10 protein-coding genes and 4 pseudogenes are annotated in these 15,412 nt (G+C 60.6%); 8 read left to right on the forward strand and 6 right to left on the reverse strand.

Features of this window, described 5'->3' with window-relative positions; all coding sequences use genetic code 11:
• The first annotated feature begins 47 nt into the window (after positions 1-47).
• Positions 48-1,358, forward strand: coding sequence for an FAD-binding oxidoreductase (locus LJU32_03700; GenBank protein WKV89512.1), 1,311 nt, complete (start codon positions 48-50; stop codon positions 1,356-1,358).
• A 119-nt stretch (positions 1,359-1,477) separates the two neighbouring features.
• Here the strand turns inward: LJU32_03700 and LJU32_03705 are convergent, their stop codons facing one another.
• Positions 1,478-1,720: a DUF1127 domain-containing protein gene (locus LJU32_03705; protein WKV89513.1), complete on the reverse strand. Its 243-nt coding sequence runs from the start codon at positions 1,718-1,720 to the stop codon at positions 1,478-1,480.
• Positions 1,721-1,895: 175 nt separating this feature from the next.
• Between LJU32_03705 and LJU32_03710 the strand changes: the two genes are divergently transcribed.
• On the forward strand, positions 1,896-3,317 hold the full coding sequence (locus tag LJU32_03710; GenBank protein WKV89514.1) for a PLP-dependent aminotransferase family protein: 1,422 nt from the start codon (positions 1,896-1,898) through the stop codon (positions 3,315-3,317).
• Positions 3,318-3,378: 61 nt separating this feature from the next.
• On the forward strand, positions 3,379-4,947 hold the full coding sequence (locus tag LJU32_03715) for a phospholipase D family protein (GenBank protein WKV89515.1): 1,569 nt from the start codon (positions 3,379-3,381) through the stop codon (positions 4,945-4,947).
• 33 nt (positions 4,948-4,980) lie between these two features.
• Here the strand turns inward: LJU32_03715 and LJU32_03720 are convergent, their stop codons facing one another.
• Together LJU32_03720 and LJU32_03725 are read right to left on the reverse strand one after the other, a co-directional pair.
• On the reverse strand, positions 4,981-6,126 hold the full coding sequence (locus tag LJU32_03720; protein ID WKV89516.1) for an MFS transporter: 1,146 nt from the start codon (positions 6,124-6,126) through the stop codon (positions 4,981-4,983).
• 262 nt (positions 6,127-6,388) lie between these two features.
• On the reverse strand, positions 6,389-7,882 hold the full coding sequence (locus LJU32_03725; protein ID WKV89517.1) for an aldehyde dehydrogenase: 1,494 nt from the start codon (positions 7,880-7,882) through the stop codon (positions 6,389-6,391).
• A gap of 236 nt (positions 7,883-8,118) precedes the next feature.
• Between LJU32_03725 and LJU32_03730 the strand changes: the two are divergent.
• A pseudogene (locus LJU32_03730) lies at positions 8,119-8,480 on the forward strand (cupin domain-containing protein).
• A gap of 205 nt (positions 8,481-8,685) precedes the next feature.
• Here the strand turns inward: LJU32_03730 and rpmG are convergent.
• Positions 8,686-8,841, reverse strand: coding sequence for a 50S ribosomal protein L33 (gene rpmG / locus LJU32_03735; protein WKV89518.1), 156 nt, complete (start codon positions 8,839-8,841; stop codon positions 8,686-8,688).
• Positions 8,842-8,852: 11 nt separating this feature from the next.
• Positions 8,853-9,086 (reverse strand): 50S ribosomal protein L28, encoded by a 234-nt coding sequence (gene rpmB / locus LJU32_03740; GenBank protein WKV89519.1) that lies wholly within the window; start codon positions 9,084-9,086, stop codon positions 8,853-8,855.
• A 446-nt stretch (positions 9,087-9,532) separates the two neighbouring features.
• Between rpmB and LJU32_03745 the strand changes: the two are divergent.
• A pseudogene (locus tag LJU32_03745) lies at positions 9,533-11,120 on the forward strand (ABC transporter substrate-binding protein).
• A gap of 91 nt (positions 11,121-11,211) precedes the next feature.
• Here LJU32_03745 and radC read toward each other — a convergent pair.
• Positions 11,212-11,887: pseudogene (gene radC / locus LJU32_03750) on the reverse strand (DNA repair protein RadC).
• Positions 11,888-12,019: 132 nt separating this feature from the next.
• Here radC and coaBC point away from each other — a divergent pair.
• From coaBC to LJU32_03765, 3 genes and pseudogenes are all read left to right on the forward strand, one after another.
• Positions 12,020-13,228 carry a bifunctional phosphopantothenoylcysteine decarboxylase/phosphopantothenate--cysteine ligase CoaBC gene (coaBC, locus tag LJU32_03755; GenBank protein WKV89520.1) on the forward strand — a complete coding sequence of 403 codons (1,209 nt, stop codon included), beginning with the start codon at positions 12,020-12,022 and terminating at the stop codon, positions 13,226-13,228.
• A 5-nt stretch (positions 13,229-13,233) separates the two neighbouring features.
• On the forward strand, positions 13,234-13,689 hold the full coding sequence (gene dut, locus LJU32_03760) for a dUTP diphosphatase (GenBank protein ID WKV89521.1): 456 nt from the start codon (positions 13,234-13,236) through the stop codon (positions 13,687-13,689).
• 308 nt (positions 13,690-13,997) lie between these two features.
• Positions 13,998-15,401, forward strand: a pseudogene (locus LJU32_03765) (phosphomannomutase/phosphoglucomutase).
• Positions 15,402-15,412 lie beyond the last annotated feature (11 nt).

Consider the following 15,412-nt stretch of genomic DNA (forward strand, 5'->3'; position numbering starts at 1 on the left):
TTATGCTCCGTCAAATTTTCTCGACACTCAGCCGTTGGATGATGCCCATGACCGCCCGCGCCCCGACCACCGCGAGCCAACCCCACGTTGCCTCTTATTACGCCGCCAGCAGCCTGCCGCAGCCTGACCATCCCGTGCTGCAAGGCGAGGTGGTGGCGGATGTCTGCGTGGTCGGCGGTGGCTTTTCCGGGCTGAATGCCGCGCTGGAACTCGCCGAACGCGGTTTCAGCGTGGTTTTGCTGGAAGCGCACCGGATCGGCTGGGGCGCCAGCGGTCGCAACGGCGGGCAGTTGATTCGCGGTGTCGGCCATGGCCTGGATCAGTTCGCCAACGTCATCGGTGCCGAAGGCGTGCGCGAGATGAAACTCATGGGCCTGGAAGCGGTGGAGATTGTCCGCCGGCGCGTCGAGCGTTTCGGCATTGCCTGCGACCTGACCTGGGGTTACTGCGACCTCGCCAACAAGCCTTCCGATCTCGACGGTTTTGCCGAAGACGCCGAAGAGTTGCGCGGCCTCGGTTACCGCTACGAAACCCGTCTGTTGCAGGCCAGTGAAATGCACACCGTGGTCGGTTCCAAACGCTATGTCGGCGGCTTGATCGACATGGGCTCCGGGCATCTGCATCCGCTGAATCTGGCGCTGGGCGAAGCGGCAGCGGCGCAGCAACTGGGCGTGCAGTTGTTCGAGCGTTCGGCCGTGACGTGCATCGATTACGGCCCCGAAGTGAAGGTACACACCGCGCAAGGCTCGGTGCGAGCGAAGACGCTGGTGTTGGGCTGCAATGCCTATCTCAATGACCTCAACCCGCAACTGACCGGCAAGGTCCTGCCCGCCGGCAGCTACATCATCGCCACCGAACCGCTCAGCGAAGAGCAGGCGCACAACCTGCTGCCGCAGAACATGGCGGTCTGCGACCAGCGGGTAGCGCTGGATTACTACCGGCTCTCGGCGGATCGACGTTTGCTGTTCGGCGGCGCGTGTCATTACTCGGGACGCGATCCGAAAGACATCGGCGCCTATATGCAGCCGAAGATGCTTGAAGTGTTCCCGCAACTGGCCGGGGTGAAAATTGATTATCAGTGGGGCGGAATGATCGGCATCGGTGCCAACCGCCTGCCGCAGATTGGCCGGCTCGCCGAGCAGCCGAACGTGTATTACGCCCAGGCGTATTCCGGGCATGGAGTGAATGCCACTCACCTGGCCGGCAAGCTGCTGGCCGAGGCGATCAGTGGGCAGCATGGCGGCGGCTTTGATCTGTTCGCCAGGGTGCCGCACATCACCTTTCCCGGCGGCAAGCACTTGCGCTCGCCGTTGTTGGCGTTGGGGATGTTGTGGCATCGGCTGAAAGAGTTGGTCTGACGAATCAGGATCGTTCCCACGCTCCGCCTGGGAATGCATCCAGTGACGCTCTGCGTCACAGCGGACGCAGAGCGTCCGGGCGGCGTTCCCACGCAGAGCGTGGGAACGATCTGTGTTATTCAGATCCGCCAAAACGGCTTCAACCCCTCCTCCCTTGCCTGCTCTCGCGTCAGCCCGACATCCCTGAGTTGCTCCGGTGTCAGGCCGAGCAACGCCTTGCGCGTTTGCAGACGATGCCAGAACAGGCCCCAGCGACTGAGGCCGGACGGTGCGTTACGCAGCAGATTACGCGCGCTGTCCTTCTGCCCTGCCGCCAGTTCCTGACTGTGTAACGTCAGCCGCACATCGCTCAAGCCGTTCATTTTCGTTGCTCCTGTTTACTTGGGTAGCCAGAGATTCCATGATGCGCGGGCGAGCAAAACCATTACAGACTCAAAGAAACTGTATTAACTCCATACAGATTTGCTGATTTGCCGACTGAATGATCGATTTTTTCCGCATCTGTACTGGTTTTCATCAATACACACCGAGACCACCATGACTCTGTATGTCAATCTCGCCGAATTGCTCGGCACCCGCATCGAACAAGGCTTCTATCGCCCCGGTGATCGCTTGCCGTCAGTGCGTGCCTTGAGTGTCGAGCACGGTGTCAGTCTGAGCACGGTGCAGCAGGCGTATCGCGTGCTTGAAGACAGCGGTCTGGCCACGCCGAAACCCAAGTCTGGCTACTTTGTGCCAGTCGGCCGCGAGTTGCCGGAGCTCCCCGCCGTAGGCCGCCCCGCGCAGCGGCCAGTCGAGATTTCGCAATGGGATCAAGTGCTGGAACTCATTCGCGCGGTACCGCGCAAGGATGTCGTGCAATTGGGCCGTGGCATGCCCGATGTCGGCTCACCCACCATGAAGCCGCTGCTGCGCGGACTGGCGCGAATCAGCCGCCGGCAGGACATGCCCGGTCTGTATTACGACAACATCCACGGCAACCTAGAACTGCGCGAACAGATCGCGCGTCTGATGCTTGATTCCGGCTGCCAGTTGAGCGCCAGCGAGCTGGTGATCACCACCGGTTGCCACGAAGCGCTGTCCACCAGCATCCACGCGATCTGCGAGCCGGGCGACATCGTCGCGGTGGACTCGCCAAGTTTCCACGGCGCCATGCAGACCCTCAAAGGCCTGGGCATGAAAGCTCTGGAAATCCCCACCGACCCGCTCACCGGGATCAGCCTCGACGCCCTTGAACTGGCGCTGGAACAGTGGCCGATCAAGGCCATTCAGCTCACGCCGAACTGCAACAACCCGCTCGGCTACGTCATGCCCGAATCGCGCAAACGCGCGCTGTTGACGTTGGCCCAGCGTTTCGACGTGGCGATCATCGAAGACGATGTGTACGGCGAACTGGCCTACACCTATCCGCGTCCGCGGACGATCAAATCCTTCGACGAAGACGGCCGCGTGCTGCTCTGCAGCTCGTTCTCCAAGACCCTGGCGCCGGGGCTGCGCATCGGCTGGGTGGCGCCGGGCCGATATCTCGAGCGGGTGTTGCACATGAAATACATCAGCACCGGATCCACCGCGCCGCAACCGCAGATCGCCATCGCCGAATTCATCAAGGCCGGCCATTTCGAGCCGCACTTGCGGCGCATGCGCATGCAGTACCAGCGCAATCGTGACGCGATGATCGACTGGGTGACGCGCTACTTTCCCGCCGGCACTCGCGCCAGTCGCCCGCAGGGCAGCTTCATGCTCTGGGTGGAACTGCCGGAGGGTTTCGACACCCTGAAACTGAATCGCGCGCTGCACGATCAAGGCGTACAGATTGCCGTCGGCAGCATCTTTTCCGCCTCGGGCAAATACCGCAATTGTCTGCGCATGAACTACGCTGCCAAACCAACAGCACAGATCGAAGAAGCGGTGCGCAAGGTCGGCGCCGCGGCGATCAAATTACTCGCTGAGACCGACTGACCTTTTTTGCGACCCTGGCGTCCAAAATGCCGACCTCAACCGCCAACCGGAACGATCCTACGTGAGCTTCAGACAGCCCCTACTCGCTTTACTGATACTCGCCTCGTTCCTCAGCGGCTGCGCCAGCCTCGATGTACCGCGCGAGCCGAGCCAGGCCTTGCCGGCGTCGGAATCCAGCTTCGGCCGTTCGATTCAGGCTCAGGCCGCGCCCTACAAAGGGCAGTCGGGGTTTCGTCTGCTCTCCGACAGTGGCGAGGCGTTTACCGCCCGGGCCGAGCTGATTCGTCATGCCCAGGTCAGCCTCGATTTGCAGTACTACATCGTCCATGACGGCATCAGCACGCGGATGCTGGTGGAAGAAGTGCTCAAAGCGGCCGACCGTGGCGTGCGCGTGCGCATCCTGCTCGACGACACCACCAGCGACGGCCTCGACCAGATCATCGCGACCCTGGCGGCGCATCCGCAGATCCAGATTCGTTTGTTCAATCCGTTGCACCTGGGTCGCAGCACCGGCGTAACACGCGCGGCCGGGCGACTGTTCAATCTGTCCGTGCAGCACCGGCGCATGCACAACAAACTGTGGCTGGCGGACAACAGCGCGGCCATCGTCGGCGGGCGCAATCTGGGCGATGAATATTTCGACGCCGAACCCAACCTGAATTTCACCGACATCGACATGCTCAGCATCGGCCCGGTCGCCGAGCAGCTCGGGCACAGTTTCGACCAGTACTGGAACAGCGCGCTGAGCAAGCCGATCGACGAATTCCTCTCCAGCCAACCGACCGCCGCCGACCTGCAAAACACCCGCACGCGCCTGGAAGAATCACTGGAAGAAACCCGCAAGCAGAACCACGCGCTGTATCAACAGTTGATGAAATTCACCACCGACCCGCGCATGGATATCTGGCGCAAAGAACTGATCTGGGCCTGGAACCAGGCGTTGTGGGATGCGCCGAGCAAGGTGCTGTCCAAGGGCGAACCCGATCCGCATCTGTTGCTGACCACACAACTGGCGCCGGAACTGACCGGTGTGAGCAAAGAGCTGATCATGATTTCCGCATACTTTGTGCCGGGCCAGCCGGGACTGGTCTACCTGACCGGGCGCGCCGATGCCGGGGTCTCCGTGAACCTGCTGACCAATTCACTGGAGGCCACTGACGTGCCGGCGGTGCACGGCGGTTACGCGCCCTATCGCAAGGCATTGCTTGAACACGGGGTGAAACTCTATGAACTGCGCCGCCAGCCTGGGGATAACTATGGCAGCGGGCCGCGGGTGTTCTACAGCAAGTCGTTTCGCGGTTCGGATTCGAGTTTGCACAGCAAGGCGATGATCTTCGACCGGCGCAAATCGTTTATCGGTTCGTTCAACTTCGACCCGCGCTCGGTGCTGTGGAACACCGAAGTCGGCGTCCTGGTCGATAGCCCGGAACTGGCCGAGCATGTGCGCGCACTGGCATTGCAAGGCATGGCGCCGACCTTGAGTTATCAGGCGAAACTCGAGGACGGCAAGGTCGTCTGGGTCACCGAGGACAACGGCCAGATGCACACTCTGACCAAGGAGCCGGGGAGCTGGTGGCGGCGCTTCAACTCGTGGTTCAGCACCAACGTTGGCCTGGAGCGGATGTTGTAAGTCCGTCTGTTGATGATCCCTTGTGGGATGCGCTCAGGCTGCTTCTGCTGTTGTGCCAAAGGCGCCTTGGCGCAACAACAAAAGCACCAGGCCAAACGCCCCAGCCGCCATCAACAGCGGCAACGCATGCCCGTTGATCCACTGACTGCCCGCCCCTGCCGCCAACGGCCCGACCAGACAACCGACACCCCACAACTGGGCAATATGCGCATTGGCGCGGACCAGCGCATCGTCACGGTAGCGCTCGCCAATCAGAATCAGTGACAAGGTAAACAAGCCGCCAGCACTGGCGCCGAACAGCACCCACAGCGGCCAGATCAGCAGCGTGTCGAGCAACATTGGAATGGCCAGACTCGACAGCATCAACACCACCGCGCATCCAGCGAACAGCGTGCGTCGCGACAGATAATCGGCCAATGCGCCGATCGGCAATTGCAGCAGCGCATCGCCGACCACCACGGTGCTGACCATTGCCAGCGCGATTTCGGCGGTGAACCCTTGTTGCAGGCAATACACCGGCAGCAGCGTCAGAATCATCGCCTCGAACGCGGCGAACAACGACACCGCCCAGGCAATCGCCGGCAGCTCTCGGGCAAAACCCCACAGAGCGCCAAACGTGACGCTGTTGGCCTCGCTACTCGGGGCGCCACTGCGACCCAGCAGCAGAAAAGGCGAGAGCGTCAGCAGACCGACCCCGACCCAGAAACCGTAATCATGCTCGGTGCCCAGCGCGCCCAACAGCAACGGACCGGACAGTTGGCTCAGCGCATAGCTGCTGCCATACAGCGCTACCAGACGTCCGCGCCACTGCTCGACCACCAGTTGATTGATCCAGCTCTCGCCGAGGATGAACACGATGGTCAGGATCACCCCGATCAGCAGGCGCAGCAGCAACCAGATCGGATAACTCGGCAGCAGCGCCAGCAGGCCGATCGACAGTGCCCCGGCCCACAGGCACAGACGCATCAGGTTCGCCGTGCCGAAATACGCGGCGAGATGGCTGGAAATCTTCGCCCCCAGCAGCACACCGATTGCCGGCATGGCTGCCATCACACCGATGGCGAACGAGCCGTAGCCCCAGCCCTCCAGACGCAACGACACCAGCGGCATGCTGACCCCCAGGGCCAGGCCGACACTCAAGACAGACGCCAACACGGCGAAATACGTCGCCCACCGCATGTTCCACGCTCCTGTGGATATTCTTTTTGTGTTCATCCAAAACACTGTGGGAGCGAGCCCCTGTGGCGAGGGGATTTATCCCCGCTGGGTCGCGCAGCGGCCCCAAAACCTGCAACCACGATGTACCAGGTACACCGCGTGCAATGGTTTAGCGACTGCTTCGCAGCCGAACGGGGATAAATCCCCTCACCACAGAGGCTCGCTCCCACAGGGATCTCTGTTTGCTCAGGCAGCCCGGAGCGGCCGGGCTGCCGTTAACGGCTTACAGCTTGATCCACGTCGCTTTCAGCTCGGTGTACTTGTCAAAGGCGTGCAGCGATTTGTCGCGACCGTTGCCCGACTGTTTGAAGCCACCGAACGGCGCGGTCATGTCGCCGCCGTCGTACTGGTTGACCCACACGCTACCGGCGCGCAGGGCCTTGGCGGTCAGGTGGGCCTTGGAGATGTCCTGGGTCCACACCGCTGCAGCCAGACCGTATGGCGTGTCGTTGGCGATCTGGATGGCTTCTTCGGCGCTATCGAAAGCGATCACCGACAACACCGGGCCGAAAATCTCTTCCTGGGCAATCTTCATCGCATTGCTCACACCATCGAAAATGGTTGGCTCGACGTAGGTGCCGCCGGTTTCCTGGAGGATGCGCTTGCCGCCGGCGACCAGTTTGGCACCATCGCTATGGCCGGACTCGATGTACGACAGCACGGTGTTCATCTGCTGGGTATCGACCAGAGCGCCGACATTGGTCGCCGGGTCGAGCGGATTGCCGGGCTTCCAGGTTTTCAGCGCTTCGATCACCATCGGCAGGAATTTGTCCTTGATCGAACGCTCGACCAGCAGACGCGAACCGGCGGTGCACACTTCGCCCTGGTTGAAAGCGATGGCGCTGGCAGCGGATTCAGCGGCGGCCTGCAGGTCCGGCGCATCGGCGAAGACGATGTTCGGGCTCTTGCCACCGGCTTCCAGCCAGACACGCTTCATGTTCGATTCGCCGGCGTAGACCATCAGTTGCTTGGCAATCTTGGTCGAGCCGGTGAACACCAGCGTGTCGACATCATTGTGCAGACCCAGCGCCTTGCCGACGGTGTGGCCATAGCCCGGCAGCACGTTGAGAACGCCTTTGGGAATACCCGCCTCAATGGCCAGCGCAGCGATGCGGATGGCAGTCAGCGGCGACTTTTCCGACGGCTTGAGGATCACCGAGTTACCGGTCGACAGCGCCGGGCCGAGCTTCCAGCAGGCCATCATCAGCGGGAAGTTCCACGGCACGATAGCGCCGACTACGCCCACTGGCTCGCGAGTCACCAGACCCAGTTGATCATGTGGAGTCGCGGCGACTTCGTCGTAGATCTTGTCGATCGCTTCGCCGCTCCAGCTCAACGCCTGGGCCGCGCCCGGTACGTCGATGTACAGCGAATCGCTGATCGGCTTGCCCATGTCGAGGGTTTCCAGCAGCGCCAGTTCTTCGGCGTGCTGTTTCAGCAGGCTGGCGAAGCGAATCATGGTGGCTTTGCGTTTGGTCGGTGCCAGGCGCGACCAGACGCCTGAATTGAAAGTAGCGCGGGCGTTTTCTACAGCACGGTCAGCATCGGCGGCGTCACAACTGGCGATCTTGCCGAGCAGGCGGCCATCGACCGGGCTGATGCACTCGAAGGTTTCGCCGGAGACGGCGTCGGTGTATTCGCCATTCAGGAAGGCGCGGCCTTCGATTTTCAGATCGCGGGCGCGTTGTTCCCAGTCGGCACGAGTCAGGGTGGTCATTCGGGTGTCCTCCTCTTATTGAATACGAGCACCGCAAGCGCTGCGGCGCTGTTCAAGAATTCTGCCCGGCCAGCCTGCACTTTCGGCCCGAGGCACCCGCCACCCTAAACCAGCGGCCGGGTTTGTTTCAATATATTTGACATAAGCCGGCCATACCGCCTTGCGGTGTTCATTTTAATAAACATAGACTTTGGCCCATTCCAGCCAACGCGCCGTCACTAGCGGAGAAAACAACAATGAACATCCAGAACGTCGTCGATATCAGCCTCGCCAGCAGCGAAGCCGAGCGCTATCGCCCGGACCCGGCGAAGGTGCTCAAGGGCGATCCTGAGCAGGCGGTGTTTCATCAATACGACAGCCCTTGTGGGCAAATGGGCGTGGGTGTGTGGGAAGGCGCGGTGGGTCAGTGGACGGTGAATTACACCGAGCATGAGTACTGCGAGATTTTGCAGGGGTTTCGGTATTGCGTGACAGCGATGGCAATGCAAAGACCTTGCGCGTTGGCGATCGCTTCGTGATTCCGGCGGGGTTTCGCGGAACCTGGGAAGTGCTGGAGGCTTGCCGCAAGGTTTATGTGATCTTTGAACAGAAGGCTTGAGATGTTTGCTGACTGATCGGCCCTCATCGCTGGCAAGCCAGCTCCCACAGGTTTTGTGCATGACACAGGTTCTTTGAAGACCGGCAATCAATGTGAGAGCTGGCTTGCCAGCGATGAGGCCCAACCGGTCACCGCAGAATCCACGGCAAACAAAAAAGGCCCGTATCTCACGATACGGGCCTTTTTCGCAGTCAGGAAAAATCAATTACTTGATTTTGCCTTCCTTGTACATCACGTGCTTGCGAACAACCGGATCATATTTCTTGATCTCGATTTTGTCCGGGGTAGTACGCTTGTTCTTGTCGGTAGTGTAGAAGTGACCAGTACCGGCGCTCGAGATCAAACGAATCAATTCACGCATGATTAGCTCCCTTAAATCTTGCCATCGCGGCGAAGTTCGGCGAGCACGACAGTGATGCCACGCTTGTCGATGATACGCATGCCTTTGGCAGATACGCGCAGACGCACAAAACGTTTCTCTTCTTCAACCCAGAAGCGGTGATGCTGCAGGTTCGGCAGGAAACGACGACGGGTTTTGTTGTTTGCGTGGGAAATGTTATTCCCAGTCACCGGACCCTTACCGGTAACTTGACATACTCTCGACATGCCTCAGCCCTCTAAAACCACATGCCCAACCCGGCATGGGTTGGCCGCTTAATCTCTCAGTCATTTGGCGCCAGGCGCCGCGTTTCTTTAGAGGTCTTACCGGCTACACCTACAGTGAAGGAACCGGGCCCCTAGAAAAGAGCGCTGCTTTATACCAGAAAGACCGGGGTGCAACAACAATCGCTGTGCAATGAATCAATAAAATGCCGCTTTTTCGGCCTGCGAACGCTTTGAACAAAGGCCGCGACCGGTTTTGACCACTCGTCGCAGAAATCCGCTCCTACAGGCAATTCGGACTTTTCATTTCGCTGCCCATGCTCGAAACCGCGCAAGAGTGCGCCTGAAAATGCAAAAAGGGGATAGTCATTTGCAATTCAGAGCTCTAGGGTAGGACTTTTCCAGACTGCACTTGCAGATGGGCCTTCGATCTGTAAAGGAAACCGACCATGCGCCTCGCTGCCCTACCCCTGTTACTCGCTCCGCTGTTGCTGAGCCCCTCGCCCAGGCCGCCGCGTTGAGCGTTTGTACCGAGGCCAGTCCCGAAGGGTTCGACGTGGTGCAGTACAACTCGCTGACCACCACCAATGCTTCGGCTGACGTACTGATGAACCGCTTGGTGGATTTCGATACCGCCAGTGGCAAGGTCATCCCGAGCCTTGCTGACAGCTGGGAAGTCAGCACCGACGGCCTGACGTATGTATTCAAACTGCACCCGCAGGTGAAATTTCATACAACCGAGTACTTCAAGCCGAGCCGCGAGCTGAGCGCTGAAGACGTCAAATTCAGCTTCGACCGCATGCTCGACCCGGCCAACCCGTGGCACAAGGTCGCCCAGAGCGGCTTCCCCATGCGCAGTCGATGCAACTGCCGACCCTGATCAAGAAGATCGACGCCCTCGACCCGCTCACCGTGCGTTTTACTCTCGACCATCCGGATTCGACTTTCCTCGCGACCCTGAGCATGGGCTTCGCCTCGATTTATTCCGCCGAATACGCCGACAAACTGATGAAGGCCGGCGCCACCGACAAACTCAACAGCCAGCCGATCGGCACCGGCCCGTTCGTGTTCAACCGCTTTCAGAAAGACGCAGCGATCCGCTACAAGGCAAACCCGGAATATTTCCGTGGCAAGCCTGCCGTCGACCCGTTGATCTTCGCTATCACGCCGGACGCCAACGTGCGCCTGCAAAAGCTGCGGCGCAATGAATGCCAGATCGCCCTGTCGCCAAAACCACTGGACGTACAGGCTGCGCTGAAGGAGCCGACGCTGAAAGTCGAAAAGACTGAGGCTTTCATGACCGCTTTCGTGGGCATCAACAGCCAGCATCCGCCACTGGACAAACCGGAAGTGCGCCAGGCGATCAACCTCGCTTTCGACAAGGCCAACTACATCAAAGCCGTGTTCGAAGACACCGCCGAGGCGGCCAACGGCCCGTACCCGCCGAACACCTGGAGCTACGCGAAGAACCTGCCGAGCTATCCGCACGACGTGGCCAAAGCCAAGGCGCTGCTCGCCAAGGCCGGCTTGAAGGAGGGTTTCCAGACGACGATCTGGACGCGGCCATCGGGCAGCCTGCTCAACCCGAACCCGAGCCTCGGCGCGCAGATGCTGCAGTCGGATCTGGCCGAGATCGGCATACAGGCTGAGATCCGTGTGATCGAATGGGGCGAACTGATTCGACGCGCCAAGGCCGGCGAACATGACCTGCTGTTCATGGGCTGGGCCGGCGATAACGGCGACCCGGACAACTTCCTCACCCCACAGTTTTCCTGCGCGGCGGTGAAGTCCGGCACCAACTTCGCGCGGTACTGCAACGCCGATCTGGACAAGCTGATCAGCGCCGGCAAGACCACCAGCGAGCAAGGCGTACGGACCAAGCTGTATGAACAGGCACAGGCGCAGATCCAGCAGCAGGCACTGTGGCTGCCCCTGGCGCACCCGACGGCCTACGCTTTGACGCGCAAGGATGTTCAGGGTTATTCCGTCAGCCCGTTTGGCCGGCAGGATTATTCAAAAATCAGCCTCAAGCCCTAAGCGGCAAGCGGCAAGCGGCAAGCGGCAAGCTAGAGCACTCCGCGCACGGCTCCAGCTTGCCGCTTGCAGCTAGAGGCTTGCCGCTGCTCTTTTACATCCAGCCACACTCGGCCATCGACAGCGGTTCGCCGTCTCCGATGATGAAGTGATCGAGCACTCGCACGTCAATCAGCTCCAGCGCTTTCTGCAGGCGCTTGGTCAGCAGCCGATCGGCCTGACTTGGATCGGTATTGCCGGACGGGTGGTTGTGACAGAGGATCACCGCTGCGGCGTTATTGGCCAGCGCGCGCTTCACCACCTCCCGAGGATGCACGCTGGTGTTGTCGATAGAGCCGCGAAACAGCGCCTCGAAATTCAGCACCTGGTGCTTTGAATCGAGAAACAGGCAGCCGAACACCTCGTGCGGCTCATGCCGCAGCATTGCCTTGAGGTAATCGCGGACGACCTGAGGGTTCTTCCAGGGCCGGTTTCTGTCGTGAACGCTCGGCCAGATGGCGCTTGCTCATTTCCTGAGCGGCTTGCAACTGGGCGAACTTGGCCGGGCCGAGGCCCATTTGTTTGCTGAATGCGTCCTGATCGGCCTCGAGCAACAAACGCAGGCCACCGAATTGCGTCAGCAGATGTCTGGCGAGGTCAACAGCGCTTTTTCCGGGCAATCCGGTGCGCAGAAAAATCGCCAACAGCTCAGCATCCGAAAGACTCCCTGCCCCATGCTCCAACAGCCTTTCCCGCGGCCGTTCCGCCGCCGGCCAATCGCGAATACTCATAGCACCTCCTTGTCTGTGGGCGCCGCTGTTCCGTAGCGGTCGCTGTGATATCGTAGCCCATCTTTTTGGCGGTCGATTCAACCCTGGGGAGGGTATCGCGCCGCCGTCATCAACGAAATGAAAGGCAGACCTATGCAGCGGCTGTATCGGAAACGCATCGTTCTGGGCGTCGGCGGCGGCATTGCGGCCTATAAGAGCGCCGATCTGGTTCGCCGCCTGATCGATCAGGGTGCGGAAGTGCGCGTGGTCATGACCCATGGCGGCGCCGAATTCATTACCCCGCTGACCATGCAGGCCCTCTCGGGGCACCCGGTTCACCTCGACTTGCTCGACCCTGCCGCCGAAGCCGCCATGGGCCATATCGAGCTGGCGAAATGGGCCGATCTGGTACTGATCGCCCCGGCCACCGCCGACCTGATCGCTCGTCTGGCCCAAGGCATAGCCAATGATCTGCTGACCACACTGGTGCTGGCCACCGACGCCGTGGTTGCCGTCGCGCCGGCGATGAATCAGGCGATGTGGCGCGATCCGGCGACCCAGGCCAACCTGCAACTGCTGGAAAGCCGTGGCTTGAAGACTTTCGGCCCGGCCTCGGGCAGTCAGGCCTGCGGCGACGTCGGCATGGGCCGCATGATGGAAGCCACCGATCTGGCGCTGCTCGCCGCCGATTGCTTCCAGCGCCTGGCCCTCACCGGCAAGCATGTGGTGATCACCGCCGGCCCGACTCAGGAAAACATCGACCCGGTGCGCTACATCACCAACCATAGCTCGGGAAAAATGGGCTTTGCCCTCGCCGAAGCAGCCGTGGAAGCCGGCGCCCGGGTGACATTGATCAGCGGCCCGGTGCACCTGCCGACGCCTGATCGCGTGACGCGGATTGACGTGGTCAGCGCCCGCGACATGCTCGCCGCCTGCGAATCGGCCATACCTTGCGATGTGTTCATTTCGTCGGCAGCGGTGGCGGACTACCGCCCCGAAGTCGTCGCCCCGCATAAACTCAAGAAAGATCCTACGAGCGGCGACGGCTTCGTCCTGCAAATGGTGCGCAATCCGGACATTCTCGCCACCATCGCGACCCGTCCCGACCGTCCGTTCAGTGTCGGCTTCGCTGCCGAAACCGAACACCTGCTCGACTACGCTGCACGCAAGCTGAAGGACAAGAATCTCGATCTGATCGTCGCCAACGACGTCGCCAACCCGAGCATCGGTTTCAACAGCGAAGAAAACGCCTGCAGCGTCATCGACCGTGAGCTGCACGCCACGGTTTTCGCCCAGACCAGCAAGAGCAAGATCGCTCGCCAACTGGTCACTTTTATCGCCGAACGTCTGAACCAGGTTTAATTTACATGCACGCTTTGCAAGCCAAGATCCTCGATCCACGCATCGGTACCGAATTCCCGCTGCCGCAATACGCCACACCGGGCTCCGCCGGCCTCGATCTGCGCGCCATGCTGGAACAGGACATCGTGATCAAACCGGGTGAAACCGTGTTGATCCCCACCGGGCTGTCGGTGTACATCGGCGACCCGAATCTCGCCGCGCTGATCCTGCCGCGCTCGGGCATGGGCCACAAACACGGCATCGTGCTGGGCAATCTGGTCGGCCTGATCGACTCCGATTACCAGGGTCCGCTGATGGTGTCCTGCTGGAACCGTGGCCAGAGCGATTTCACCATGACCGTCGGCGAGCGCCTGGCGCAATTGGTGCTGGTGCCGGTGGTGCAGGCGCATTTCGAGATGGTTGAAGAGTTCGTCGAGACCGAGCGCGGCACCGGCGGCTTTGGCCACACTGGCACCAAATGATTGGCACCGCCCTGTAGGAGCTGCCGAAGGCTGCGATCTTTTGATCTTGATCTTAAAAAGCAAAATCAAAAGATCGTCCGATCGCGGCCCGAGCCTGCGGCAGCTCTTACACGGAAATTTGTGCAGATTCACCAGAACGGTTAAGCGCGGAAAATCAAGGTTTTGCCGGCCGCGAGCCCGGCCAGGCGAGGCGTCATGGCCCTTTCATAGCACGAACTCTCTGTGGAAAACGCCGTCATACCCTTCAGTTTGAGCCTGCCGTCGAAGATTTCGCCGGTCTGTCCCGCCCTTTTCGAGATGGAGCATTTCCGCAGATGAATACCCCCGCCAAGATCGCCCCGAAGCTGCCTGACAGCATTTTCCGCGCCTACGACATTCGCGGCACCGTGCCGGAATACCTCAACGGTGAAACCGCCTACTGGATCGGCCGCGCCATCGGCTCGCAGAGCCTGGCCCAGGGCGAACCGAATGTGTCGGTCGGTCGCGACGGTCGCCTGTCCGGCCCGGAGCTGGTCGCGGAACTCATTCGCGGCATCGCCGAGAGCGGTTGCCACGTCAGCGATGTCGGCCTGGTGCCAACGCCGGCGCTGTACTACGCCGCCAATGTGCTGGCCGGCAAATCCGGGGTGATGCTCACCGGCAGCCACAATCCGTCGAACTACAACGGCTTCAAAATCGTCATCGCCGGCGACACTCTCGCCAACGAACAGATTCAGGTGCTGCACGGACGCATCAAGAACAACGACCTGAGCACTGGCCAGGGCAGCGTCACCCAAGTCGAAATCCTCGACCGCTACAACACCGAAATCGTCCAGGACATCAAACTCGCTCGTCGCCTGAAAGTCGTGGTCGACTGCGGCAACGGCGCTGCCGGTGTGATCGCTCCGCAATTGATCGAAGCGCTGAACTGCGAAGTCATCCCGCTGTTCTGCGAAGTCGACGGCAACTTTCCGAACCATCACCCGGATCCGGGCAAACCGGAAAACCTCGTCGACCTTATCGCCAAGGTCAAGGAAACCAACGCCGATATCGGCCTGGCCTTCGACGGTGACGGCGACCGCGTCGGTGTGGTGACCAACACCGGCAGCATCGTCTACCCGGACCGTCTGCTGATGCTGTTCGCCCGCGACGTGGTGGCACGCAACCCGGACGCGGAAATCATCTTCGACGTTAAATGCACCCGCCGTTTGGTGCCGCTGATCAAGGAATACGGCGGTCGGCCGCTAATGTGGAAGACCGGTCACTCGTTGATCAAAAAGAAAATGAAACAATCCGGCGCGCTGTTGGCCGGCGAAATGAGCGGGCACATCTTCTTCAAGGAGCGCTGGTTCGGTTTCGACGACGGCATCTACAGCGCCGCACGTCTGCTGGAGATCCTCAGCAAGGAAAAATCCACTGCGGAAGAGCTGTTTGCGACCTTCCCGAACGATATTTCCACGCCGGAAATCAATATCCATGTGACCGAAGAGAGCAAATTCAGCATCATTGATGCACTGCACGATGCTCAGTGGGGCGAAGGCGCCGACCTGACCACCATCGACGGCGTGCGGGTCGATTACGCCAAAGGCTGGGGCCTGGTGCGCGCATCCAACACCACACCGGTGCTGGTGCTGCGCTTCGAGGCCGATGACGAGGCTGAATTGCAGCGCATCAAGGATGTGTTCCACGCCCAACTGAAACGCGTTGCACCTGATCTCCAACTACCGTTCTGATCCACCCGGAG

This window comes from Pseudomonas sp. B21_DOA, assembly GCA_030544685.1.
GTDB classification, from domain to species: Bacteria; Pseudomonadota; Gammaproteobacteria; order Pseudomonadales; family Pseudomonadaceae; genus Aquipseudomonas; species Aquipseudomonas fluorescens_AO.

Excerpts from the sequence above, each read along its gene's own strand:
- coaBC (WKV89520.1), top strand. The coding sequence starts at position 12,020 with ATGCAGCGGCTGTATCGGAAACGCATCGTTCTGGGCGTCGGCGGCGGC.
- rpmG (WKV89518.1), bottom strand. The coding sequence starts at position 8,841 with ATGCGTGAATTGATTCGTTTGATCTCGAGCGCCGGTACTGGTCACTTC.
- LJU32_03720 (WKV89516.1), bottom strand. The coding sequence starts at position 6,126 with ATGCGGTGGGCGACGTATTTCGCCGTGTTGGCGTCTGTCTTGAGTGTC.
- dut (WKV89521.1), top strand. The coding sequence starts at position 13,234 with ATGCACGCTTTGCAAGCCAAGATCCTCGATCCACGCATCGGTACCGAA.
- LJU32_03700 (WKV89512.1), top strand. The coding sequence starts at position 48 with ATGACCGCCCGCGCCCCGACCACCGCGAGCCAACCCCACGTTGCCTCT.
- LJU32_03710 (WKV89514.1), top strand. The coding sequence starts at position 1,896 with ATGACTCTGTATGTCAATCTCGCCGAATTGCTCGGCACCCGCATCGAA.
- LJU32_03705 (WKV89513.1), bottom strand. The coding sequence starts at position 1,720 with ATGAACGGCTTGAGCGATGTGCGGCTGACGTTACACAGTCAGGAACTG.
- rpmB (WKV89519.1), bottom strand. The coding sequence starts at position 9,086 with ATGTCGAGAGTATGTCAAGTTACCGGTAAGGGTCCGGTGACTGGGAAT.
- LJU32_03725 (WKV89517.1), bottom strand. The coding sequence starts at position 7,882 with ATGACCACCCTGACTCGTGCCGACTGGGAACAACGCGCCCGCGATCTG.